At 67.8% G+C, this 21786-nt stretch carries 24 protein-coding genes and 1 pseudogene; 15 read left to right on the top strand and 10 right to left on the bottom strand.

From position 1 onward, the window contains the following. Window positions 1-2 precede the first annotated feature (2 nt). From HMF7854_RS01030 to HMF7854_RS01025, 3 genes are read right to left on the bottom strand one after another with little or no spacing between them, the layout of a single operon-like run. Window positions 3-554: a cytochrome c oxidase assembly protein gene (locus HMF7854_RS01030; protein WP_126717412.1), complete on the bottom strand. Its 552-nt coding sequence runs from the start codon at window positions 552-554 to the stop codon at window positions 3-5. Next, window positions 551-691: a hypothetical protein gene (locus HMF7854_RS15620; RefSeq protein WP_185829109.1), complete on the bottom strand. Its 141-nt coding sequence runs from the start codon at window positions 689-691 to the stop codon at window positions 551-553. Before HMF7854_RS15620 ends, HMF7854_RS01030 begins: the two co-directional genes overlap by 4 nt. After that, window positions 688-1593, bottom strand: a complete 906-nt coding sequence (locus HMF7854_RS01025; RefSeq protein WP_126717411.1) for a heme o synthase — start codon at window positions 1591-1593, stop codon at window positions 688-690. The genes HMF7854_RS15620 and HMF7854_RS01025 overlap by 4 nt, the downstream gene beginning before the upstream one ends. A gap of 79 nt (window positions 1594-1672) precedes the next feature. On the opposite strand from HMF7854_RS01025, the gene HMF7854_RS01020 reads away from it, so the two are divergent. Beyond that, window positions 1673-2308, top strand: coding sequence for a peptidylprolyl isomerase (locus HMF7854_RS01020; protein ID WP_126719987.1), 636 nt, complete (start codon window positions 1673-1675; stop codon window positions 2306-2308). A gap of 118 nt (window positions 2309-2426) precedes the next feature. Further along, the gene (locus HMF7854_RS01015) at window positions 2427-2774 is read left to right on the top strand and encodes a hypothetical protein (RefSeq protein ID WP_126717410.1); all 348 of its coding nucleotides are present in this window, start codon (window positions 2427-2429) and stop codon (window positions 2772-2774) included. Window positions 2775-3080: 306 nt separating this feature from the next. Here the strand turns inward: HMF7854_RS01015 and ctaD are convergent, their stop codons facing one another. Together ctaD and coxB are read right to left on the bottom strand one after the other, a co-directional pair. Further along, entirely contained in the window at window positions 3081-4766 is a 1686-nt protein-coding gene (gene ctaD, locus HMF7854_RS01010; protein WP_126717409.1) for a cytochrome c oxidase subunit I, read from the bottom strand. Between the two features lie 13 nt (window positions 4767-4779). Then, window positions 4780-5938: pseudogene (gene coxB / locus HMF7854_RS01005) on the bottom strand (cytochrome c oxidase subunit II). 215 nt (window positions 5939-6153) lie between these two features. On the opposite strand from coxB, the gene pyrE reads away from it, so the two are divergent. From pyrE to lepB, 4 genes are read left to right on the top strand one after another with little or no spacing between them, the layout of a single operon-like run. Continuing rightward, window positions 6154-6741, top strand: coding sequence for an orotate phosphoribosyltransferase (gene pyrE, locus HMF7854_RS01000; protein WP_126719986.1), 588 nt, complete (start codon window positions 6154-6156; stop codon window positions 6739-6741). Further along, complete coding sequence (locus tag HMF7854_RS00995; protein ID WP_126717408.1) at window positions 6738-7481, top strand: pyridoxine 5'-phosphate synthase; 744 nt, start codon at window positions 6738-6740, stop codon at window positions 7479-7481. Before pyrE ends, HMF7854_RS00995 begins: the two co-directional genes overlap by 4 nt. Then, window positions 7478-7888 (top strand): holo-ACP synthase, encoded by a 411-nt coding sequence (gene acpS / locus HMF7854_RS00990; RefSeq protein ID WP_126717407.1) that lies wholly within the window; start codon window positions 7478-7480, stop codon window positions 7886-7888. Before HMF7854_RS00995 ends, acpS begins: the two co-directional genes overlap by 4 nt. Next, on the top strand, window positions 7885-8769 hold the full coding sequence (gene lepB, locus HMF7854_RS00985) for a signal peptidase I (RefSeq protein WP_126717406.1): 885 nt from the start codon (window positions 7885-7887) through the stop codon (window positions 8767-8769). The genes acpS and lepB overlap by 4 nt, the downstream gene beginning before the upstream one ends. A gap of 219 nt (window positions 8770-8988) precedes the next feature. Here the strand turns inward: lepB and HMF7854_RS00980 are convergent, their stop codons facing one another. Together HMF7854_RS00980 and rpsU are read right to left on the bottom strand one after the other, a co-directional pair. Further along, complete coding sequence (locus HMF7854_RS00980; RefSeq protein WP_126717405.1) at window positions 8989-9561, bottom strand: FKBP-type peptidyl-prolyl cis-trans isomerase; 573 nt, start codon at window positions 9559-9561, stop codon at window positions 8989-8991. A gap of 25 nt (window positions 9562-9586) precedes the next feature. After that, window positions 9587-9793: a 30S ribosomal protein S21 gene (rpsU, locus tag HMF7854_RS00975; RefSeq protein WP_119533862.1), complete on the bottom strand. Its 207-nt coding sequence runs from the start codon at window positions 9791-9793 to the stop codon at window positions 9587-9589. 290 nt (window positions 9794-10083) lie between these two features. Between rpsU and HMF7854_RS00970 the strand changes: the two genes are divergently transcribed. The 3 genes from HMF7854_RS00970 to HMF7854_RS00960 all read left to right on the top strand — a co-directional run bounded on the left by HMF7854_RS00970 (window position 10084) and on the right by HMF7854_RS00960 (window position 12865). Further along, a complete protein-coding gene (locus HMF7854_RS00970; protein ID WP_239016782.1) occupies window positions 10084-10803 on the top strand; it encodes a murein L,D-transpeptidase catalytic domain family protein in 720 nt (239 codons plus the stop codon). 73 nt (window positions 10804-10876) lie between these two features. After that, complete coding sequence (locus tag HMF7854_RS00965; protein WP_126717404.1) at window positions 10877-12178, top strand: cation:proton antiporter; 1302 nt, start codon at window positions 10877-10879, stop codon at window positions 12176-12178. Window positions 12179-12412: 234 nt separating this feature from the next. Further along, window positions 12413-12865 (top strand): DUF1003 domain-containing protein, encoded by a 453-nt coding sequence (locus HMF7854_RS00960; RefSeq protein WP_126717403.1) that lies wholly within the window; start codon window positions 12413-12415, stop codon window positions 12863-12865. Here the strand turns inward: HMF7854_RS00960 and HMF7854_RS00955 are convergent, their stop codons facing one another. Continuing rightward, the gene (locus tag HMF7854_RS00955) at window positions 12866-14293 is read right to left on the bottom strand and encodes a L,D-transpeptidase family protein (protein WP_126717402.1); all 1428 of its coding nucleotides are present in this window, start codon (window positions 14291-14293) and stop codon (window positions 12866-12868) included. It lies immediately after the preceding gene. A gap of 318 nt (window positions 14294-14611) precedes the next feature. Here HMF7854_RS00955 and HMF7854_RS00950 point away from each other — a divergent pair, with 318 nt between their 5' ends. Next, on the top strand, window positions 14612-14923 hold the full coding sequence (locus HMF7854_RS00950; protein WP_185829108.1) for a PilZ domain-containing protein: 312 nt from the start codon (window positions 14612-14614) through the stop codon (window positions 14921-14923). Here HMF7854_RS00950 and HMF7854_RS00945 read toward each other — a convergent pair. After that, window positions 14920-15543 (bottom strand): arylesterase, encoded by a 624-nt coding sequence (locus tag HMF7854_RS00945; RefSeq protein WP_126717400.1) that lies wholly within the window; start codon window positions 15541-15543, stop codon window positions 14920-14922. The genes HMF7854_RS00950 and HMF7854_RS00945 overlap by 4 nt on opposite strands. Window positions 15544-15599: 56 nt before the next feature. On the opposite strand from HMF7854_RS00945, the gene HMF7854_RS00940 reads away from it, so the two are divergent. The 3 genes from HMF7854_RS00940 (at window position 15600) to HMF7854_RS00930 (ending at window position 19072) form a co-directional block, all read left to right on the top strand. Continuing rightward, window positions 15600-16274: an ABC transporter ATP-binding protein gene (locus tag HMF7854_RS00940; protein WP_126717399.1), complete on the top strand. Its 675-nt coding sequence runs from the start codon at window positions 15600-15602 to the stop codon at window positions 16272-16274. Then, the gene (locus HMF7854_RS00935) at window positions 16271-18748 is read left to right on the top strand and encodes an ABC transporter permease (RefSeq protein ID WP_126717398.1); all 2478 of its coding nucleotides are present in this window, start codon (window positions 16271-16273) and stop codon (window positions 18746-18748) included. The genes HMF7854_RS00940 and HMF7854_RS00935 overlap by 4 nt, the downstream gene beginning before the upstream one ends. Before the next feature lie 63 nt (window positions 18749-18811). Beyond that, window positions 18812-19072, top strand: coding sequence for a hypothetical protein (locus HMF7854_RS00930; RefSeq protein WP_126717397.1), 261 nt, complete (start codon window positions 18812-18814; stop codon window positions 19070-19072). A 17-nt stretch (window positions 19073-19089) separates the two neighbouring features. Here HMF7854_RS00930 and HMF7854_RS00925 read toward each other — a convergent pair whose 3' ends face one another. Then, complete coding sequence (locus HMF7854_RS00925) at window positions 19090-19995, bottom strand: peptidylprolyl isomerase (protein ID WP_126717396.1); 906 nt, start codon at window positions 19993-19995, stop codon at window positions 19090-19092. 73 nt (window positions 19996-20068) lie between these two features. Here HMF7854_RS00925 and purT point away from each other — a divergent pair, with 73 nt between their 5' ends. After that, window positions 20069-21220, top strand: coding sequence for a formate-dependent phosphoribosylglycinamide formyltransferase (gene purT / locus HMF7854_RS00920; protein WP_239016781.1), 1152 nt, complete (start codon window positions 20069-20071; stop codon window positions 21218-21220). A gap of 35 nt (window positions 21221-21255) precedes the next feature. Then, window positions 21256-21762, top strand: coding sequence for a DUF4402 domain-containing protein (locus tag HMF7854_RS00915; protein ID WP_126717394.1), 507 nt, complete (start codon window positions 21256-21258; stop codon window positions 21760-21762). The last annotated feature ends 24 nt before the right edge of the window (window positions 21763-21786 follow it).

Here is a 21786-nt window from a genome sequence, read left to right as displayed (position 1 = left end):
ACCTAGCCGGACGCGCCGGACTTTTCCACTGGGTAAAACGTGTAGGAGAGGGTGATCTCGTGCACGTCCCGCGTCGTCTCGTCGGTGCGGATCTTGGGATCGACGTAGAAGACCACCGGCATGCGGACTTCCTGGCCGGCGGCGAGCGTCTGCTCGTTGAAGCAGAAGCACTGGATCTTGTTGAAATAGATGCCGGACTGGTCGGGCGAGACGTTGTAGGCGGCCTGCCCGGTAATCGCCCGCGCGGCGAGGTTCTTGGCCCGGTAGTAGATCAGCGTGCGCGCGCCGGGCCGAATTTCGACCGTCGCCTGCTCGGGCTCGAACTTCCACGGCAGGTTGGGCGCGACGTTCGCATCGAAACGCACCTGCATCATGCCGGCGGCGAGATCGGCACCTGGGGCCCGCTTCGCTCGCTGAGTCGTACCTTCGAACCCGGTCGCCTGACAGAACATGCGGTAGAGCGGGACCGAGGCGAAGGCGAGTGCCAGCATGAACGCGACGAACCCGGCCGCGTAGAGCGCGGTGCGGTTCTTGCGCGCTGCAAGCGTGGTCACCTGTTGACCGTCATCTTGGCGATCGTGATGGCGAAGACCAGCGCGACGAACAGGACGAGCAGGATGGCGGTTACGCGCGCCCGGCTCTGCTGGCGCGCGCGGACCAGGTCCTCATAGTCGTGCTGCGGCTCGCTCATGCGAGCAGCCAACGATCGACGACCAGCGCGCCGAAGATCGCGAACAGGTAGATGATCGAGAAGGCGAACAGCCGCCGCTCGGGTCGCATCGCCGCAGGATCGGTCTCCCGGCTTGCGGCAACCTGCAGCGCAAGCAGGAGGAAGGCACCCGAGAGGAGGGTCGCAGCGACGCCGTAGATCGGCCCGGTCAGCCCGAGCGCCCAGGGAGCCACGGCGGCGGCGCTCATCGGCAGCGTGTAGAGTGCTACTTGCCGGCGGGTATGCTGGAAACCGGCAACGACCGGCAACATTGGCACACCGGCGTTGGCGTAGTCGGAACGGACGAACAGGCTCAGCGCCCAAAAATGCGGCGGCGTCCACAGGAAGATCAATGCGAACAGCAACATCGGCAGCAGGTCGACATGCCCGGTCGCCGCGACCCAGCCGATCAACGGCGGAAAAGCGCCGGCCGCGCCGCCGATGACGATGTTCTGCGGCGTCCGGCGCTTCAGCCAGACGGTGTAGACGCCGACGTAGAAGAGGATGGAGATAGCCAGCCACAAGGCGGCGAGATGATTGGCGGCGAGATCCATCAGGATCACGGAGAAGACGCTGAGCCCGACCGCAAAGTGAAGCGCGGACTGGCGGTCCAGCCTACCGGCGGGCAACGGCCGATTGCGGGTTCGCTTCATCTTGGCGTCGAGGTCGGCCTCGTACCACTGGTTGAGCGCCGCCGCGCCGCCTGCGCCCAGCGCGATGCAGAGGATGGCGGCGAATCCGAGCACCGGGTGGACCGGCACCGGCGCGGCCAGCAGCCCGCACAGGCCGGTGAACACCACGAGGCTCATGACGCGCGGCTTGGTCAGCGCGAGAAGGTCGCGCCAATCGGCCGGGAGGGTCGATGCGGTGATGGCGGGAGTCATGATCGGCGCGCGCTATAACTTGCTGGAGGCAGGCGGAAAAGCCCTCTTGCCGAAGCGGCGGCCGAGCTATGCTGCGGAAATGTTCCTGCGAATCACCTCCGCGCTCGCGCTGCTCTCCGCCACGCCGCTCCTTGCCCAGACAGCCGCGCCATTGACACCGGCCGTGCCCACCACCCCGCCGGCCGCTGCGGCGGCCCAGTCCGACCTGGTCCGGGTGGCTATGGAAACGGAGCAGGGGCGGATCGTGCTCGCGCTCGACCGCGGTCGGGCACCGGCAACGGTCGCCAACTTCCTCCGTTACGTCGATGCGCACCGCTTCGATGGCATCAGCTTCTATCGCGCCATGCCCTATGGTGAGCCGGGCAACGGCATGATCCAGTCGGGGATCACCGATCCCGCCAAGCTTTACCCGCCGGTCAAATTCGAGTCGACCGAGCAGACCGGCCTGCATCACGACGCTGGCGCCATCTCGATGGCAATGACCACGCCGGGCACCGCGCGGGCCACCTTCTTCATTCTTGCCGGCCCGATCCCCGGCTTCGACGCAAAGGCCGGCGACCCGGGATTCGCTACGTTCGGCCACGTGGTCGAGGGGCTCGATGTCGTGAAGGCGATCCTGGCAGCGCCGATCGATCCCGCAAAGGGCGACAACTACTTCAAGGGGCAGATGTTGGCCAAGCCGGTCAAGGTGCTGAAGGTCACCCGGCTTCCCTGACGCAAGCTTAAGGCTTGGCGTCCGGCCCGCCTTGCCGTAGCGGCAACAACTGAAAGCGGTTACATCATCTTGGCGTTGGCGTGGGGCAGTCCAGTCGACGAGTGCTCGGGAGGCCCACGTGCAAGCGGAAGAACTGGCGCGGCGCTTTATCGCCGTTCGCCGGAACAGGGATCAGCGGTTCGGTGCTGATCTGTTTGGGGAGCCGGCGTGGGAGCTTCTGCTCACCTTCTTCATCGCTGCCGCCGAGCAGCGGTCGCTGAGCCTGGTCCAGGCAGCTGGCGAGCTGGGCTCGTCGGTGCCGCTCATTGAGCGCTGGGTGGCTGCGCTGCAGTCGCGCGGGCTGCTCGACCGTATGCCTGATGACGAGGAAGATCCGCTGGTTCGGATCAGTGCGGACGGGGAACAACTGGTCCGGTCCGTGCTCGACACTAGTGCGCTGTATGCCCCTCCTGAAGATGGGCGCTGAGCTGGATCGTCAGATCGCTTAGCCGCGCCCCGATTTCCAGCGGCGCCTTCGCTTCGTCCAGGATCAACAAGGCGCCCTGAAGCATGGCGAGGACGACCGCCAGCTTCTGCGCGTTCGACGCGGAATGAACCAACACGACAGCTCCCCTTTGAACAGGGTGCTATCTGCCACCGAAACGACGCAATCGAAAGGCCAGGTTCTTTCCGGTTTCAGCCTGGGACGCAGCCAAACCGGATTTACATCGGTGTCATGAAAAACGCCCCGGCATTTCTGCCGAGGCGTCTTCGTTGCGACTCGCGGTCCTGATCAGTCGATCTTGGGCAGCGTCTCGAACTGGTGGAAGGGCGGCGGGCTGGACAGCGTCCACTCGAGGGTGGTCGCGCCTTCGCCCCATGGATTGTCCGGCGCCTTCTTGCCCGCCGCCAAGCTGATGGCGACGTTGACGAAGAAGACCACCATGCTCGCCGCGGTAATCATGTAGCCGTAGGTCGACACCGTGTTCCAGTGCTCGAACTGCGGCGTGTAGTCCGGAATGCGGCGCGGCATGCCGTCCAGCCCAAGGAAGTGCTGCGGGAAGAAGATGGTGTTCACGCCGACGAACATCACGAAGAAGTGAAGCTTGCCGAGGAACTCGTTGTACATCTTCCCGCTCATCTTCGGGAACCAGTAGTAGAAGCCCGCGAACAGCGCGAATACGGCACCGAGCGACAGCACATAGTGAAAATGCGCCACCACATAGTAGGTGTCGTGCATGTAGTTGTCGACGCCACCGTTCGACAGGATCACGCCCGTGACGCCGCCGACGGTGAACAGGAAGATGAACCCGATCGCCCACAGCATCGGCGTCTCGAAGCTGATCGAGCCGCCCCACATGGTGGCGATCCAGGAAAAGATCTTCACGCCGGTCGGGACAGCGATGATCATCGTTGCGGCGGTGAAGTACATCTTCGTGTTCACGTCGAGGCCGACGGTGTACATGTGGTGCGCCCACACGACGAACCCGATCACGCCGATCGCCACCATGGCGTAGGCCATGCCGAGATAGCCGAACACCGGCTTGCGGCTGAAGGTGGCGACGATCTGGCTGACGATGCCGAAGCCCGGCAGGATCATGATGTACACCTCCGGGTGTCCGAAGAACCAGAAGAGGTGCTGATAGAGCAGCGGGTCGCCGCCGCCCGAGGCATCGAAGAAGGTGGTGCCGAAGTTACGATCGGTCAGCAGCATGGTGATCGCGCCGGCGAGGACCGGAAGCGCGAGCAGCAGCAGGAAGGCGGTGACCAGCACCGACCAGACGAAGAGCGGCATCTTGTGCAGGGTCATGCCCGGCGCGCGCATGTTGAAGATGGTGGTGATGAAGTTGATCGCGCCGAGAATCGAGCTGGCACCCGCGAGGTGGAGCGCGAAGATCGCCATGTCGACCGCCGGACCGGCAGAGCCCGCCGTCGACAGGGGAGCGTAGACCGTCCAGCCAGTGCCCGCGCCCGCGCCCGTGCCGCCGCCGACGAAGGTCGAACCGAGCAACAGCAGGAAGGCGGGGACAAGCAGCCAGAAGCTGATGTTGTTCATCCGCGGGAAGGCCATGTCCGGCGCGCCGATCATGATCGGAACGAACCAGTTGCCGAACCCGCCGATCATCGCCGGCATGACCATGAAGAAGACCATGATCAGGCCATGGGCGGTGATCAGCACGTTCCAGTGGTGCAGCGCTTCGTCGAAGGTCGCGGTGGCACCCGCGCCGATCGGCCACGCCATCGTCAGATACTGGATGCCCGGGTGGGCGAGCTCGGCGCGCATGATGCCCGAGATCCCGCCGCCGATGATCCCCGCGATGATTGCGAAGATCAGGTAGAGCGTCCCGATATCCTTGTGGTTGGTCGACATGAACCAGCGGGCGAAGAAGCCCGGCTTGTGGTCCGCGTCGTGGTGATGGTCGTGCGCGTCGTGTCCGGTGAGCGGGCTGACGGTGCCGGATGGGGCGGTAGTGGCCATGACTGGGCTCGCCTTAATTGTTGTTCGTCGCGCCCTGGGTGGGCGCGGTGGTGGGCTTGGCGGACGGAGCGGCAGGCGCCGCGGCATTGGTTGCCGCGGCCGCCGCCGGAGCGGGCTGAGCCGCTGCCGGGACCGCCGACGGGGTGACCGTCGTGGCCGCGGTGCTGTCCGGCGTCGCCGCGGGCCGGGCGCCCGGCATGGTGCCGCCCTTCGAGGCGACCCAGCGGGCGAACTCGGCCGGCGGGACGACCATGGATCGAGATGGGCATGAAGCCGTGGCGCGCACCGCAAAGCTCTGAGCACTGGCCGAAGTAGACGCCCGGCCGATCGACCTTGACCCAGGTCTCGTTGAGGCGGCCCGGATTGGCGTCCATCTTGATCCAGAAGGCCGGCATCGCGAACGAATGGATCACGTCGTTCGAGGTGACGATGAACTTAACGACCTTGCCGGCAGGAATGACCATCCGCTCATCGACGGCGAGCAGCTTGGGCCCGTCGCGGTCGTTGCGGAAGCGCTCGCCCGCCTTCACCTGGTCCTTTTCCTTCAGCATGTTCGAGACCAGCTCGATCCCGCCGTTATCGGGATACTGGTAGGTCCAGAACCACTGGTTGCCGATCACCTTGACCGTGAGATCGGCCGGCGGCGGCGAATATTGGTGGCGCAGAAGACGGATCGAGGGGATCGCGATCGTCACCAGGATCAGCACTGGCAGGAGCGTCCAGACGACCTCGAGCACCGTGTTGTGGCTGGTCCTCGACGGGGTCGGATGAGCGCCCCGGCGGAACTTCACCAGCGTGTAGAGCAGGAGGACGAGGACGACGACGCTGATGATCGTCGCCAGCGGCAGCAGCCAGTGATTGTGGAAGGCCGCCGCTTCATGGCCGATCGGCGTGAACTGCTCCTGCGTGCCGTAGCGCCCGTCCGGCTGGCCGACGCCCGGGGTCGGGGCATATTCCTCGATCCCGCCGGTAGAGGTCGGCGGCGAGGCCGCGCCGGTGGCCGGCTTGGTCACCGCCGCGGCGGCGGCACCCGGAGTGGCCGCCGTTGCCGGGGCGACACCCGGGGTCATGGCCTTGGCCGTGTCGGTCCCGGCCGGTGCCACCGCGGTGGCCGGTGTGGCCGCGGGAGCCGGGCTCGCCGCGGTTGCTGCCGCGGGTGCGTTCTGCGCCATGGCGGCTGGAGTCAGTCCGGCGGCCGCCAGCGCAATCGCCCATCCAATAAGTTTCATTCCAGCCCCGATGCCCCTGGCTTGCGTGGGTTGCCGGTCCGCCGAGGGGCGGAACGGAGATCGGCGGCCTTATAGGCAGAGGCACCCAGTCTCTCAAGCGGCAGTTGGGAAGCATTGAAGCGGAGCGGGGGCATCCCTATTCAGCTCAGGCCATGACCATGACCGACGACGAGATCCTCGCCGAGTTCCGGGCTGCCGATGCCCTGCTCGACGGCCATTTCATCCTCTCGTCGGGCCTGCGCAGCCCCCGCTACCTGCAATGCGCCCGAGTGCTGATGGACCCCGCGCGGGCCGAGCGGCTGGCGCGGGCGCTGGCCGACAAGCTCCCGGAGGCCATCCGCTCGCAGGTGGACGCGGTCGTTTCGCCGGCGATGGGCGGGGTCATCATCGGCCACGAGATGGGCCGTGCGCTCGGTCGACCGGCCATGTTCGTCGAGCGGCCGGACGGCGTGTTCCACCTCCGGCGCGGTTTTGCGCTGCGGCCGGGCGAGAAGGTGTTGATGGTGGAGGACGTGGTGACCACCGGGCTGTCCAGCCGCGAGGCGATCAGAGCCATCCGCGAGGCGGGCGGCGAGGTGATCGGTGCCGCGAGTCTGGTCGATCGCTCTGGCGGCAACGTCGATCTTGGAGTGCCCTACACGGCGCTGATCCGCATCGATGTCCCCACCTACCAGCCCGATTCGCTTCCGCCCGAGCTAGCGGCGGTCCCGGCGGTAAAGCCGGGCAGCCGGGCCGCCACGGCATGAGCGCGGGAGAGGCGCGCGCCGGTCTCCGGCTCGGGGTCAACATCGACCATGTCGCGACCGTTCGCAACGCGCGGGGCGGCGAGCATCCGGATCCGCTGCGTGCCGCGCTGATCGCGGTGGAAGCGGGCGCCGACGGGATCACCGCTCATCTGCGGGAGGATCGCCGGCACATCACCGATCACGACATCGATCAGCTGATGAACGCCATCCCCGTGCCGCTCAATCTGGAGATGGCGGCGACCGACGAGATGGCCGCCATAGCGCTCCGCCATCGCCCCCACGCCGCCTGCATCGTTCCTGAGCGCCGCGAGGAGCGGACCACCGAGGGAGGGCTCGACGCCGACGGGCACCGCGACACGCTCCGGCCGCTGATCGAGCGACTGTCCGCGGCTGGTATCCGCGTCAGCCTGTTCATCGAACCGGATCCGCGCCAGGTCGAGGCGGCGATCGCGCTGCGGGCGCCGGTAGTCGAGTTTCACACCGGCCGCTATGCGCATCGCTCCGGGCCAGCGCGGACGGAAGAGCTGCGGCGGATCGCCGACATGGCCGCGCTCGCCGCCAAGAACGGGATCGAGCCGCATGCGGGTCATGGGCTGACGTTTGAGAACGTCGGCCCGGTCGCCGCCATCCCGCAGATCGCCGAGCTCAACATCGGCCATTTCCTGATCGGCGAGGCGATCTTCGTCGGCCTTGGCGAGAGCATCCGGCGGATGCGAGAGGCAATGGACTCGGCGCGGTGATCGTCGGCCTCGGCTCGGACCTGTGCAGCATCGAGCGGATCCAGGCTTCGCTCGACCGCTTCGGCGACCGATTTCTCCGCCGCGTGTTCACCGCGACGGAGCAGGGCAAGGCTGCCAGCCGGCCGTTCACCGCGGCGGGAACGCTCGCCAAGCGCTTTGCCGCTAAGGAGGCCTTCGCCAAGGCGGTTGGCACCGGGTTCAACCGGGGCGTGTTCATGAAGGACATTGGGGTGGTGAACCTGCGCTCCGGCGCGCCGACGCTGGAGCTCGCCGGCGGTGCTCGGGCGAGGCTTGACGCCTTGATCCCGGCGGGCCACGCCATCCATGTCCATCTGACGATGACGGACGACCATCCCTGGGCCCAGGCGTTCGTGATCCTCGAAGCCCGCAGACTGGAGTTCGAATGAGCGACGAGGTTCAGGCCGTGGCCGCCCGGGACGAGGCGAACGCGACCGAGACGGTCCGCGAGGACAAGGGCAGCGTGCTGTGGCGCGAGGTCAGGGGCGTTGCCTGGGTGCTCCTCGCCGTGCTCGCCTTCCACAGCTTCGTCGCCAAGCCCTTCTACATTCCGTCGGAATCGATGATGCCGATCCTGCTCAAGGGCGATCGGCTTGTGGTCAGCAAATATCCCTACGGCTGGTCGTGGGTCAGCCCCAGCTTTCACGTCCTGCCGCACTGGCAGGGGCGGCTGTTCGGGCGCCTCCCCAAGCGCGGCGACGTGGTGATCGTCACCCCGCCGGGGCAGAGCGACGATTACATCAAGCGGGTGATCGGCCTTCCTGGCGATACGATCGAGGTGAAGGGCGGCCGGCTGATTTTGAACGGCGTGCGTGTGCCCTCGCAGGTGATCCCGCCGGCCATGGTCCCGGTCGACGCGAACGCGCCGTGCGACCTGCTCGAGTTCCCCGGCAACCTTGTCGATGGTCCGGGCGGCAAGCGCTACTGCCGCCTTCCGCTCGTGCGCGAGACGCTACCGAACGGCGTCAGCTACAACACCATCGACCTGGGACCGAGCCCGGGGGACGACTATGGTCCCGTCCAGGTCCCCGCCGGCCACCTTTTCCTAATGGGCGACAATCGTGACCGCAGCGCCGACAGCCGCTTTGCGCTCGGCGCGCCGGAGAACGGGCTCGGCGGTCCGGTGCCGTGGGAGAATATCGGCGGCCGCGCCGAGTTCATCACCTTCAGCATGAACGGCGACAGCAGCTTCCTCAATCCGCTCAGCTGGTTGCACGCCTTCCGCACGGGACGCTCGGGCGGGTCGCTGCGAGGTAAGGGCGGGATCTGAGCTCGGGCTCGATCGGCTCGTTGGCCGCCATGCCGGCGGGCTAGAGCTACCGCGCCGTCGTTCCTGAAAGTGCCGCTGACCATTCGCCTGTGAGGCTCCAGCGAGCAGCTTCTCGGGCTCTACAAACGCCTGACCGGACCCGCTTAGGACCCATGCACGAAAACGCCCGCCTGCCGGGTGGCAGGCGGGCGCCTGATCGTTGTGCTGGAGACGCTGCCGTTACTGCGGCGCCTGCTCCGTCGGCGGCTGGGGCGCACCGGCAGCACCCTGCTGTTGTTGCTGCTGCTGGATCATTTGCTGCATCTGCTGCTGAGCGGCGATCACCGCGGCGTTCGGCACGACCCGTGCAACCTTCACGTCGAAGTCTAGGTCGGCGTTGGGCGGGATCGGTCCACCCGGCGGCGGGGAGGCGCCGTACGCGAGCTTGGACGGAATCCGGATCCGGTACGAGCCGCCGTTCTGCATCTGCTGCAGCGCCTCCGAAAAGCCGGGAACGACCCGCCCGACCAGCATCGGTACGGGCTGACCCTGCGTCTGGTCGAACACCGTGCCATCGGTCAGCTTGCCGGTATATTCGATCAGCACGCCATCGTTGACGCCGATCTTGGGGCCGGTGCCCGCCTTGACGGTGCGGACGATCACGCCGCCCGGCGTCTTCACGCCACGTAGCGGCTTGGTGCCGGCAAAGGCGAGCAGGAAGGCGGCGCCGAGGATCAGCACCAGCCCGAGGACGAGTCGGGTGACGGTCGAGCGCTCGACCGGGCGAAGCGGAACAGCGGTGATGTTGCTCATCGGATCAGGCGATCACGAAGACGCCTCAGCGGGCGCCTTCGCGCTCCATCCGCTTGCGCTCCAGCTTGCGGGCGCGGCGGATCGCGGCGGCCCGCTCGCGGGCCCGCTTCTCGCTCGGCTTCTCGTAGTGACGACGAAGCTTCATCTCGCGATAGACGCCTTCACGCTGCAGCTTCTTCTTGAGCGCCCGCAGCGCCTGGTCGACATTATTGTCGCGAACGATGATCTGCATAAAGTGCCGTCACACTCCCTTGAGCCTTGGCGGTCTCGCGACCGGGGCCGAGGGGCACCGAATCACTGGCCGCTGAAACCATGATGTTTGGTCCGTCGCCCGCACATGCCGGCGCCGAGAGGGCGGCCCACTACACGGACAGGGAGGAGAATACAAGCTGGCCCTTTTGATCCATGCTCCGCGATGAGTCGAAAGTCCAACAGGATGAACGGTTTAGATAGGCTAACATGCTTATCGGCGGTTAACTTCCGATCGTGTAGAACGCCTACTCAATTGAGCGAGGGGCTTCAATGACGATGAATCGCCGTGAGATGCTGCGTTGGGCTGCGATTGGCGCAGGCGGCGCCATGCTGTCCTCCGCCGCGACCTCCGGGCTGCCGGCGCTGGCCTTCCGCACTGTTCCGGATGCGGATCCGCTCGCACCGTTGCCGTCCATGGCGCCGGTCACCCCCGCACCGGTAGTGGCGACCACCTCGACCCCGCTGGCCACTCCGGCGCCGGGCGGGATCAACCCGGCGCTGTTCGCTCGCGCCAAGGCGGCGCTCGATCAGCACCAGGTCGCCGCGCGCGACTGGATTGGCATCGCCGATTTCTCGAAGGTGTCGAGCGACCCGCGCTTCCATCTGGTCAACCTGATGAGCGGCGAGGTTGAAAGCTTCCTCGTCGCCCACGGTCGCGGCTCGGATCCCGACCACTCGGGCTTCGTCGAGCGGTTCAGCAACGACTTTGGCAGCAACGCCACCTCGAGCGGCGCCTACACGACGGCCGACTATTACAATGGCAAGTACGGTCTCAGCCTGCGGGTTGCCGGGCTCGACACGTCGAACAACAATGCGATGGCGCGCGCCATCGTCATCCACAACGCGTGGTACGCCGAGCCCGACATGATCGCGAGCCACGGCAAGCTCGGCCGGTCGGAAGGCTGCTTCGCGTTCGGCAAGGCCAGCCAGGACGCCGTGATGCGGCGGCTCGCCGGCGGCCGGATGATCTACGCCGACAAGATCGCTTGAACGACCGTGACGGGGGCCGTTGCGCCGGTCCTCCCGTCATGCCAGACCCGGTGACGGTTCTCGGGGGCGTATCATGACACCGGCGCAGCTCAGCTTCACCTTCTTCCTCGAACTGGCGGCGATCCTCGCCGCGGCGCGCGCCACCGGGTGGCTGTGCCAGCGCTTTCTCGGGCAGCCGCAAGTCGTCGGCGAGATGATCGCCGGCGTCCTCCTCGGCCCATCACTGCTCGGGCTTCTCTTTCCGCATGTCGAGGCTTCCCTCTTCCCCAAGGAAGCAAAGTCGATCCTCTACGTCGGCGCGCAGCTTGGCGTCGGGCTCTACATGTTCCTGGTCGGGCTTGGCTTCGACCGCTCGCACTTTCACGCCAATGCCAGGAGTGCCGGGGCCGTCTCGCTGTCCGGCATGGCCGCCCCCTTCCTCGTCGCGGTGCTGCTCACCCCCTGGCTGATGAGCCACCCAGGCCTGTTTGCGCCGCAGCTGACCACGGTGCAGTCGACGCTGTTCCTCGGTGCCTGCATCTCGATCACCGCCTTCCCGATGCTGGCCCGGATCATCCACGAGCGCGGCCTATCCAATTCACCACTCGGCTCGCTCTCGCTGTCGGCCGGGGCAATCGACGATGCCGGCGCCTGGACGGTGCTGGCGATTGTGCTTGCCTCCTTCGGCGGTGGTCCCGGGGTTGCGATCAAGGCGATCGTCGGTGCCGCGCTGTTCGCCACGCTGATGATCGGCTTCGGTCCGCGGCTGCTGGCGCCGCTCGGACGCCTGGCCGAGCGGTCGGGCGAGCTCACCCATTCGCTGCTCGCGACCGTGCTCATCCTGTTCCTCCTCTGCGCCTTCGCGATGGACTGGGTCGGGATGCATGCGGTCTTCGGCGGCTTCCTTCTTGGCACCGCCATGCCGCGCGGTGTGCTGACCCGCGAGCTCCGCGCCAAGCTAGAGCCGATCACCGTCGTTCTGCTGCTCCCGATCTTCTTCACCTATTCCGGGCTCAGCACCCAGCTCGACTTGATCGCCAACCCGGCGTTGCTCCTCGCCGCACTCGGCATCCTGGCCGCTTCGATTCTCGCCAAGTTCGGCGCCTGCTGGGCCGCCGCGCGGCTCACCGGGCAGAAGAACGACACGGCGCTGGCGATCGGCGCCCTGATGAACGCCCGCGGGCTGATGGAGTTGATCATCATCAACATCGGGCTGCAGAAGGGGCTCATCGGCCCGGGCCTCTTCTCGATCCTCGTCCTAATGGCCGTGCTGACGACGCTCATGGCCTCGCCGCTGTTTGAGTGGGTCTACGGCCGCAAGGCGCGCGCTAGCGGCGCGCTCGGCGCGCTCCGAGACGAAGCCGGTGCGGCACCGGGAAGCAAGATCGCCGCCTGAGCAGCGCGGCACCTGTCCGATTTCTCATCCGCAGACCAATTGACGGCTCCACCGGGACGACCCAAGTCCCGGCAAGGCTCTCACCGAGCCTCGTTCCGCCACCCTCCCGAGGGACCAATGCCCGACAACGATCATAGTCGAAGGACCGTGCCTGTCGGTGGCACCGCGCGGATGAGCTGACCCGGTCACTCCCCTGCCGCCGCTGCCGAAGGGCGTGGTCGCACGAGGTGAGTGATGAATACAGCGTTCCGTTTCCTGGCTGGTACCTTCGGCCGAGATGTCCGTGTCCCCGACGTCAACCGGATGTTCGAGGAGCGCCTCACCGTCGGCGAGCGCCTCGCCGACCGGGTTGCCGCGGTCGGCGGCTCATGGGGCTTCATCATTGCCTTCGGCCTGTTCCTGTTTGGCTGGGCCATCTTCAACACGGTGGTGCTCGCAAGCCGGGCCTTCGACCCATTCCCCTATATCTTCCTCAACCTGATGCTCTCGATGCTCGCGGCGCTGCAGGCGCCGGTCATCATGATGAGCCAGAATCGCCAAGCAGCGAAGGACCGGCTCGAGGCGCGGCTCGACTATGAGACCAACCTTCGCTCCGAGGCGGAGATCGCCAGCCTGCACGAGAAGATCGACCTGCTGCTCGCCATGGCGGGAGAGCTCGACGGCGCCAGGAAGCAGGCCGAGAACTAATCAGCGCAAGGCGGTCTGCCTCGAGTCGGCCGCTTCCTTCGCCCGCTCCTGATTGTCCTTGGCCTTGGTCGCGTCCTCCGCCTTCTTGGCGACCATGCTCGACCCGCCCTTGTTGAGCAGCGCGGAGATCACCAGCCCGTCCCGCTTGTAGAGGTCGCTGTAATCAACGATGTCGCCGTTGTTGAGCGCGGCCGAGCTGAAGTAGACGATATAGACCGGCACCGGCTTGACGAAGCTCGCCTGGACCGACTTGCCGCTGGCGAGCGTCGCCTGCACCCGGTCGCCCGTCCACTCGCCGTTGTCGTCACCGAGCAGCTCGGTGGCGAGATCGACGACATGCTGGGTCCGCACGCAGCCATGGCTGAGCGCGCGGACCTCGCTGTTGAAGCGGCTGCGCGCGTTCGTGTCGTGCAGATAGATGTTGTACTGGTTGGGCATCACGAACTTGAGCTGTCCGAGCGCGTTCGACGGTCCCGGCGGCTGGCGCCAGCGCTGGACCTTGCCGTCCTTGCCCTTGACCGCGACAAACCCCTTCTTGCCGCTGACCTCGCCCGAGATGGAGGGTGGAACCTCCCACCAGGGATTGAGGATGACGCCGGTCGCCAGCGCATTGAGCTGCGGCGTCTTGGTCTTGATCGCGCCGGCGATCGCCCGCTGCTTCCAGCGGGTCTGCCCGTTTTCGACCAACGTCGCGTAGAAGCTCGGCACGTTGACGATAATGTACTTCTGCCCGAGATCGCGCGGCAGCCAGCGCCAGCGGTCCATGTTGAGGCGGATGCGGTTCAGCTTGTTGGTGTCGGTTGCCGGGGTCAGCGCCAGCGCAGCCTTCAGCGCCCCATATTGCGGATGGGTCGGCAGCAGTCCGCGCAGCGTCGCGGTCACGCTGTGCTGGTCGAGCGCGGTGGCGAGCAGGAGCGAGAGACGGTCGCCGTCGAGGTCCGGATCCTTGACGTGCCAATCCTGCCGCGAGTCCATCCGGACATGGCCGAGCGCCAAGTCACGCGCGACCTTGCGGAAAGTGTCGGTCGCCGCCTTGTTGAGCTGGAGCGGATTGCCCGCCCGCAACGCCGCGGAAAGCGTCGCTGGGTCATAGTCGGCGGGCGAGAGGCCTTCCGCGCCGAGCTGGTTGACGAAGCTCAGCAGTTCGGCCGCGTCGCGCGGATTCCATGGCGGCGGCGGCAGGTCGAGCGGGGCCGGTACCGGGACGGCATTGGTCGCAGGCGGCAGGGTCGGATCGGGGGTCGGCGCCAACTCGTCGGGCACCGGCTGCGCGGCAACCGGCGCGACGGGGCGCGGGGTGACCACGGGCGCGCTTATCGACGGGCGACGTGGCAGCACCTGCCCGCTCGGCGTCACCTGAGTCTGGGCGACCGCCGTGACAGCTGGCAGGACGGTGCCGGCCGCAGCCAGCAGAAACAATTTCCTCACGCTCTTCACCCCACCCCAAGTTGCTCAGTTCGCGACGAATTCGCCTGTCGCGAGTGCAGGATTGCAACATTACCAAAGCTGAACGGGCTGTTCCAGTGTCGGCGTGGACACAGTCGCTCGGTTTGCCGCAAAGAATATCTTAAGCAGCGCTGCGCGATGGTTGAACCACGGCGCGCGATGCCACATCGGGGAAGGGCGGCTCCGCGCTGTAGCGTCTTGAACGGGGAATGAACCTTGGACATGTTTGCTGCACGCGGGACCGATTGGGGTTTCGAAGGCGACGATCGCCGGAGCGACGGCGAAGGTGGTGGCAGGGTCATGATCAGGGCGCGCATTGCGGAAGACCGGGGCGGGCCCGAGCGGCGGCGTTCCGAGCGGCTCCCCGTCGACATTGAGGCCAAGCTCCGGGAATTGGGCACCGCCGGCAGCGAGGCGCGGGTCGTCAACATCTCCGAGACGGGGTTCATGGCCGAGGTCGACGAGGACTTCGAGGTCGGCGCGCGGGTCTGGCTCATGCTTCCGGGTCGCGAACGCGCCAACGCGGTCGTCCGCTGGACCGCCGCGGGCAAGCTCGGGGCCGAGTTCACCGATCCGCTGCCCGCCGACAGCCTGCCACCCTCGGCGGACTAGTCCTTCAGCGTCGCGGTGACCATCGGCAGGATCCGGGTCACTACCGTCTGAACGCCGCGTAGCGTCGGATGCATTCCGTCGCCTTGCAGCAGCGCTCGGTTCTGCGCGACACCATCCATGAAGAAGGGGTAGAGCCGCGCGTCATAGCGCTTGGCGAGCGATGGGTAGATCGGCTCGAAGCGGGCGCGGTAGCCGGGATCGAGATTGCGCGACGCCAGCATGCCCGCGAGCAGAACCCGGATGTTGCGGCGCTTCAGTTCGGCCAAGATCGCGTCGAGGTTCTTCGCGGTGACCTGCGGGTCGAGCCCGCGCAGCATGTCGTTGGCACCGAGTTCGACGATCACCAGGTCCGGTTTCCGCGGGAGGCCCTGCAGGGTCCAGCCCAGCCGCGCCTGCGCTGCCGCGCTCGTGTCCCCCGACACGCCGCCGTCGGCGACCGTGGCAGCGACCCCATTACGCCGGAGCGTCGCCTGCAGCTGCGGCGCAAAGCCGAGGCCCGGACCCAGGCCATAGCCCGCGGTGAGGCTGTCCCCGAAGGCGAGGATCAGGGGACGGGGCGGGGCTGCCGCGACCGGCGAGGCACCGGCGAGCAGCAGCAGGGCGGAAAGGGTCCGAAGCATGCCCGTCGATGTAATCGGTTGAAGCGCAGGGGCAACGTCCCTAGCTCGGGCAGCCAATGGCCGAACCGCTGATCGACGCTCGCGACCTCAACCTGACTCTCGGTCGCGGCGACGTCCGCACCGAGATCCTGCATGGCGTCAATCTCGCGCTCCAGCCAGGCGAGACCGTCGCCGTGCTTGGCGCCTCGGGATCGGGGAAGAGCAGCCTTCTTTCGATCGTCGCTGGTCTCGAGCGGCCGGACGGTGGTTCGATCCGGGTTCTCGGCGAGGACCTCGCCTCGCTCGGGGAAGACCAGCTGGCGCGCTTGCGTGGCCGTTCGATCGGGGTCGTGCTCCAGGCCTTCCATCTCCTCCCGACCATGACCGCGCTCGAGAATGTCGCGGTGCCGCTCGAACTGTCCGGCGCGGCAAATCCGTTTGCGCGGGCCCGAGACGAGTTGGTGGCAGTCGGTCTTGGTCACCGCGCTAGCCACTATCCGGCGCAGATGTCGGGCGGCGAGCAACAGCGGGTGGCGATCGCCCGCGCGACCGCTGGCCGTCCGCGGCTGCTGCTCGCCGACGAGCCGACAGGCAACCTCGACGAGGCGACCGGCAAGGCGATCATCGAACTGCTGTTCGACCGCGCTTCGGCCGCCGAGGCGGGGCTCCTCGTCATCACCCACGATCCCGCCGTCGCGGCACGCGCCGGGCGGATCCTGCGCATGGCCGACGGCCGGCTGAGTGAGGCGTGAGCGCCGCGCTGCGGCTCGCCCGGCGCGACCTTGCGGGGGGCGCCGGCGGCCTCTGGCTGTTGTTCGCCTGCCTGCTGCTGGCGGTCGCCGGCCTCGCCAGTGTCACCAGCCTCGCGAGCGCGATCGGCGCAACCATCGACGGCAAGAGCCGCGACCTGCTCGGCGGCGACCTGCTGCTGGTCACCAGCCAACGCGAGGCGACGACGGAAGAGCTGGCGGCGATGCGGCGCTTGGGCCCGGTCAGCGGCAGCGCGACGCTCCGGGCCATGCTCCGCACCGCGAGGGGCGATGCCTCGCTGGTCGAGCTGAGCGGGACCGACCGGCCCTGGCCGGCGGCCGGGTCGGTCAGCTTCGTTGCCGGCGGGATGCCGTTGGATGGTGGAACCGCCGCGATCGGGCGCGACCTTGCCGAGCGGTTCGGCCTTCAACCCGGCGCCGCGGTGCGGATCGGCAATGCGGATTTGCGGGTCAGCGGGGTCATCGACCAGATGCCCTCGGCAGCGGGTTTCGCGCTTGCCCCGCCAGTGCTGGTCACCCGCGATGGGCTGGCCGCCACCGGCCTGCTCCAGCCTGGTAGTCTCTATTCCTCCGCCTACCGGCTGCGGCTACCCGACGGCGCCGACGGCCAAGCGTTAGGCAAGGCCTTCCAGGCCCGCTTCCCCGATGGCGGCTGGCGGGCAAGCGACCGCGGTGACGCAGCGCAGGGCATGCGGCGCTTCACCGACCGGACCGCCCAACTACTGCTGCTGATCGCGCTCGGCGCGCTTGGCATTGGCGCGATCGGCATCTCGAGTGCGGTGGCGGCCTTCGCGGCGAGCCGGCGACCGACCATCGCCATCCTCAAGATCCACGGAGCGAGCCGGCGGACCTTGCTGCTGATGCTTCTTGGCGAGGTCGGCTTGCTGGGCGTGGGTGCGATCGTCGGCGGGCTGCTGCTCGGCGCGCTCGCGCCGGAACTGGTCGGGCGCGCCGCCGCCGGACTGCTGCCGGTGGTCCCGGATCCCCACCCGCAATGGCGCGCGCTCGGCCTCTCCGCGCTGGTGGGCGCGCTGGCGACCCTCGCCGCGGCGTGGGCGCCGCTCGCCCGCGCCGCCGGCGACCCTCCCGCCACGGTGCTGCGCGGGGCGGTCGAAACCGCGACCGGACGCGGTCATCTCCTCGTTCCACTGGTCGCCGGATTGGGCGCGGTCGGGATCGCGGTGCTGCAGACGAGCGACCATCGCTTCGCTCTGGAAGTGGTCGCCGCGGCGTTGTTCCTCGCCCTGCTGTTCGCGGGGCTCGGCCGGCTGATCGCGCGGGGCGCTCGTGCGGTGTCGCACCGGGGAAGCCCGGTCGCGCGTCTCGGGCTCGCCGCGCTGCATCGCCCGGGGGCCGCGACCGTGCGGCTGAGCGTCGCGCTCGGGCTTGGCCTGGCCCTGCTGATCGCGCTGGCGGGAACGGGCGCGAGCATTCTTGCGGAGCTCCGCACCACCGTCCCGGCCAAGGCTCCCGCGCTGTTCCTGCTCGACATCCCCGCTGCCGGGCAGCAACGCTTCGCCGGGCTGGCGCAGCGCCTGCTGCCGAGCGCCGAGCTCCGCCTCGTCCCATCGCTTCGCGGACCGGTGACCGCGGTGAACGGAACCCCAGTCAGCCAGATGCACGACATCCCGGAGGGCGCCTGGATCCTCAATGGCGATCGCGGGCTGACCTTCGCGCGCACCCTGCCACCCGGCAACCGCGTGGTCGCGGGCGGATGGTGGCCGGCGAACTACAGCGGGCCGCCGCTCATCTCGCTCGACGTCGCGGCTGCGACTGCGCTCAAGCTCAAGGTCGGCGACACGCTCACCGTCTCCGTGCTCGGCCGACCGATCGTCGCCCGGATCGCGTCGCTGCGCGAGATCGACTGGCGCTCGCTCGGGTTCAACTTCGCGATCATCTTCGCGCCTGGGACGCTCGAGCAGGCTCCTTACACGATGATGGCGACAGTCGCGCCTGGGCCGCATGTCTCGACCCTTGCCTTTGAAAGGCAGGTGGCATCTGACTTCCCGATGGTCAGCGCGATCCGGGTCGGCGACGTCGTCGAACGGGTCACCGCCATCCTGACCGCGTTGGAGGTGGCGATCCGGCTCGCTACCGCGCTCGCCATTCTGATCGGCATCGTCGTCCTGGCCGGAGCGGTCGCGGCGACCCGCCGCGAACGGCAGCGCGAGGCCGTGCTGCTCAAGCTGGTCGGCGCGTCTCGCGGCCAAGTGCTCGCCGCCCAGCTGGTCGAATTCGCGACGATGAGCGGGGTGATTGCGCTGGCTGCCTTCGGGCTCGGCGCGTTCGCCGCCTGGCTGCTGGTGGTAAAGCTGTTCGACTTCGGGTTCGAGCCCGGCTGGGGCGAACTGGTCCTGCTTCCGCTCGCTGGTGTGGCGCTCGCGATCCTGGTCGCGATGGCTGCCGCTTGGCCTGCTCTTCGCGCCCGGCCGGCGGAGGCGCTGCGCTCGCTTTAGTGTCCTGCAATGAAACCGAAATGGGCGTCAGGTCGTTCATCCCCCCGCGAAAGGAACAGGGCGATGACGAATTTCCCGACGTTGGGCGAATTTGGGCTGAAGCACGATCTGGCTGGGCGGGGCTATCACGCGGTGTACCGCGAGCATGAAGTCAACCACTGCCCCGGCTGCGGCCGAACCCACTGGCTGATCGGCCGGATGTCAGCCGAGTGCGCCTTCTGCGCCACGGCGCTTCCGCTCGCGGAGGCCAGCACGCGCCACCATAACGGACCGGCCATCATCTCGCATCGGAACCAAAACCGCTCGCACGCCTGGGCGGCCTGATTTACTGCTGACCCCGGTCAGCGTGCCGCTTGTGCCGGTGTCCGCCTGACGGGCACCGGCGCATTGCACAGGTCCACGCCGCCGATCGGCACCTCGTAAAACGCGTCTTTCCGGTTCGCCCGCTTGGCGACATAGGCGGCGAAGCTCGGGCTTCGCTCGTCGAGATACTCGAACGACGGCCGCTCGTGTGTCGGCAGTTCGCTGGCTAACCGCACCCGGACAATGCGCCGGGCAACTGTTCCCTCCTTGTACATGCCCAGTGCCTCCGTCCCACGCGGCAGGGCCGACAGCAGGGTCATGCCCTCGACAACCCGCCCGGCGAGCGCGATGTTGCGGTCGAGCTGGCGGGTCGCCTGTCCGATCACTGTGTAGAGTTCGCCCGCCGCTCCGGTGTCGGGATAGAGGTCGCGCCCGACACCGACCATGCCGTAGCAGTGGGTGAGGTTCGCCATGCCGCGCCGCGGATCCCAGGCGAGCGGCCAGCCATGCCAGTAGCCGACCCGAGCGGCATAGCTGTCGGGATAGGGGAGCGAGACAGGCGCCAGGCCGCGGACCGGCCGCTCATACTCGCGCGGTGGCTTGGCCACGACGCCGGCCGGAAATCCCTTCTTGTCGTCGTTGGTTCCCCATTGGGTGACGTAATTGTCCTGCACCCGATAGACTGTCGCGCCGGTCCAATAGCCGCCGCGAGCGAACGCCCGGATGTTGGCGACATGGACTGGTGCGAAGTCGGGCGCGAGCTGGACGATCGCCTGCCCGCCGCCCTCGAAGTCGATCAGCATCAGGTCGTCGGCGGGGATGGCGCGCCAGGCGGCGACCGGTGCGGCGTTGACGATGTCGGTCGGGGTCTGATCCTTGCTCGGGGCCGGGGCCGGAGCGGCAGCAAGCAAGCCCAGCGCGGACGCGGCAAAGAACAGGCGCATGGTCGAACTCCCCCGAAGACGTGACGATCGTCGGACGCCACGCTAACGGTCCGCCATGTATCTTGCCAGACTCATGCTGCTCGGCGCCGGCGAGCTCGGCCGCGAATTCGCCATCGCCGCCAAGCGGCTCGGCTGCCGGGTGATCGCCTGCGACCGCTACGACGATGCGCCTGCGATGCAGGTCGCTGACGCGGGCGAGGTCTTCTCGATGCTCGACGGCGCGGCGCTCCGAGCGGCGGTCGAGAAGCACCGTCCAGACGTGATCGTTCCCGAGATCGAGGCGATCGACACCGCGACCCTGGTTGCGCTGGAGCAGGAGGGATGGCGGGTCGCGCCTTCAGCCAGGGCCGCGCAGCTGACGATGAACCGCGACGGGATCCGAGACTTCGCGGCGCGCGAGCTTGGCCTCACCACCTCGCAGTACCGGTTCGCCGAAAGCCGCGAGGAGGCGGTCGCCGCGGCGGAGTTCATCGGGCTCCCGGTCGTGGTCAAGCCGGTTATGTCGAGCAGCGGCAAGGGCCAGAGCACCGCCGCGACGCTGGACGAGGTTGGTGCCGGTTGGGACCATGCGGTTTCCAACATGCGCGGCGACCGCCCGCGGGTAATCGTCGAGCAGTTCATCCGCTTCGACAGCGAGATTACCCTGCTGACCGTCGCTACCCGCAACGGCGTGCTCTTCTGCCCACCCATCGGCCACCGCCAGGAAGGCGGCGACTATCGCGAGAGCTGGCAGCCGGCGGCGCTCTCCCCGGCCGTGGTCGAGAGTGCCCAGCGACAGGCCGAGACGGTCGTTCGCGCGCTCGGCGGACAAGGGCTGTTCGGTGTGGAGTTCTTCATCGCCGGCGATCAGGCGATCTTCTCCGAACTCAGCCCGCGCCCGCACGACACCGGCATGGTGACGCTGATCGGACAGAGTCCGAACGAGTTCGAGCTTCACCTCCGCGCGATCCTTGGCCTGCCGATCCCGGCGATCGAAAGCGCCGGCCCCGCCGCCTCCGCGGTGGTGCTGGCCGACCGGGAAAGCGTTTCGTTCGGCTTCGAGGGGGTCGCCGAGGCGCTCTCACTCGGCAGCGCTGCCGCACCGGTCGATGTACGGCTGTTCGCCAAGCCGAGGACGCTGAAGAACCGGCGGATGGCTGTCGCGCTCGCCAGGGCCAAGTCGGTCGAGGAAGCCAAGGCGCTGGCGGTCGCCGCGGCCAGCCGTATTCGCCTGGTCTATAGTTAAACGCTTCTTTACCGCGCGACCTTAAGGCCGACGGCATGGGAAGTTGGCGCCAGCGTGTCTGTTGCTGGCCGGCTGCGGCGGTGCTGCTGCTGGCCGGGGTGCCCGCCTATGCCGCGACGATCAGCGTCTCGGCCACCGCCTCGGTGGTGAAGCCGCTGGTCCTCACCCGCAAGTCCGACCTCAACTTCGGCACCATCGTCCTGCCGCAGGTCGCTGCCGCGAGCAGCGTGTCGATCAGCCAGGCGGGGGTGGTCAGCTGCGGCGCCGGGCTCAGCTGTGCCGGCGCACCCGCTGCCGCGACCCTCAACGTTCAAGGCACCAACAAGATGGTCGTGCTCATCAGCACGGCGGCCAGCCAACTCGTCAACCAGAGCGACGGCAGCAGGATCAGCTTCACGCCCAGCGCACCCGCGTCGGTGACCCTGACCAGCTCGGGTGTCCCAGGGAACGATTTCAACGTCGGCGGCCGGATCGACCTTCCGGCGACGACCACCGGCGGGCTCTACAGCGGAACCATCCAGGTCACGGTCGACTACCAGTAGTCGCCGCGGGCTTGCGGCGGTCCG

Source organism: Sphingomonas ginkgonis, assembly GCF_003970925.1.
Lineage (GTDB): Bacteria > Pseudomonadota > Alphaproteobacteria > Sphingomonadales > Sphingomonadaceae > Sphingomicrobium > Sphingomicrobium ginkgonis.
The sequence above is the reverse complement of the archived record's forward strand: the minus strand, read 5'-3'. Positions and strand labels throughout refer to the sequence as shown.

Bases quoted from the DNA above. Each gene is read 5' to 3' on its own strand.
- HMF7854_RS15620 (WP_185829109.1), bottom strand. From the start codon at position 691: ATGAGCGAGCCGCAGCACGACTATGAGGACCTGGTCCGCGCGCGCCAG.
- HMF7854_RS01025 (WP_126717411.1), bottom strand. From the start codon at position 1,593: ATGACTCCCGCCATCACCGCATCGACCCTCCCGGCCGATTGGCGCGAC.
- HMF7854_RS01020 (WP_126719987.1), top strand. From the start codon at position 1,673: ATGTTCCTGCGAATCACCTCCGCGCTCGCGCTGCTCTCCGCCACGCCG.
- ctaD (WP_126717409.1), bottom strand. From the start codon at position 4,766: ATGGCCACTACCGCCCCATCCGGCACCGTCAGCCCGCTCACCGGACAC.
- pyrE (WP_126719986.1), top strand. From the start codon at position 6,154: ATGACCGACGACGAGATCCTCGCCGAGTTCCGGGCTGCCGATGCCCTG.
- HMF7854_RS00995 (WP_126717408.1), top strand. From the start codon at position 6,738: ATGAGCGCGGGAGAGGCGCGCGCCGGTCTCCGGCTCGGGGTCAACATC.
- lepB (WP_126717406.1), top strand. From the start codon at position 7,885: ATGAGCGACGAGGTTCAGGCCGTGGCCGCCCGGGACGAGGCGAACGCG.
- HMF7854_RS00980 (WP_126717405.1), bottom strand. From the start codon at position 9,561: ATGAGCAACATCACCGCTGTTCCGCTTCGCCCGGTCGAGCGCTCGACC.
- rpsU (WP_119533862.1), bottom strand. From the start codon at position 9,793: ATGCAGATCATCGTTCGCGACAATAATGTCGACCAGGCGCTGCGGGCG.
- HMF7854_RS00970 (WP_239016782.1), top strand. From the start codon at position 10,084: ATGACGATGAATCGCCGTGAGATGCTGCGTTGGGCTGCGATTGGCGCA.
- HMF7854_RS00965 (WP_126717404.1), top strand. From the start codon at position 10,877: ATGACACCGGCGCAGCTCAGCTTCACCTTCTTCCTCGAACTGGCGGCG.
- HMF7854_RS00960 (WP_126717403.1), top strand. From the start codon at position 12,413: ATGAATACAGCGTTCCGTTTCCTGGCTGGTACCTTCGGCCGAGATGTC.
- HMF7854_RS00950 (WP_185829108.1), top strand. From the start codon at position 14,612: ATGATCAGGGCGCGCATTGCGGAAGACCGGGGCGGGCCCGAGCGGCGG.
- HMF7854_RS00945 (WP_126717400.1), bottom strand. From the start codon at position 15,543: ATGCTTCGGACCCTTTCCGCCCTGCTGCTGCTCGCCGGTGCCTCGCCG.
- HMF7854_RS00940 (WP_126717399.1), top strand. From the start codon at position 15,600: ATGGCCGAACCGCTGATCGACGCTCGCGACCTCAACCTGACTCTCGGT.
- HMF7854_RS00930 (WP_126717397.1), top strand. From the start codon at position 18,812: ATGACGAATTTCCCGACGTTGGGCGAATTTGGGCTGAAGCACGATCTG.
- HMF7854_RS00925 (WP_126717396.1), bottom strand. From the start codon at position 19,995: ATGCGCCTGTTCTTTGCCGCGTCCGCGCTGGGCTTGCTTGCTGCCGCT.
- purT (WP_239016781.1), top strand. From the start codon at position 20,069: ATGCTGCTCGGCGCCGGCGAGCTCGGCCGCGAATTCGCCATCGCCGCC.
- HMF7854_RS00915 (WP_126717394.1), top strand. From the start codon at position 21,256: ATGGGAAGTTGGCGCCAGCGTGTCTGTTGCTGGCCGGCTGCGGCGGTG.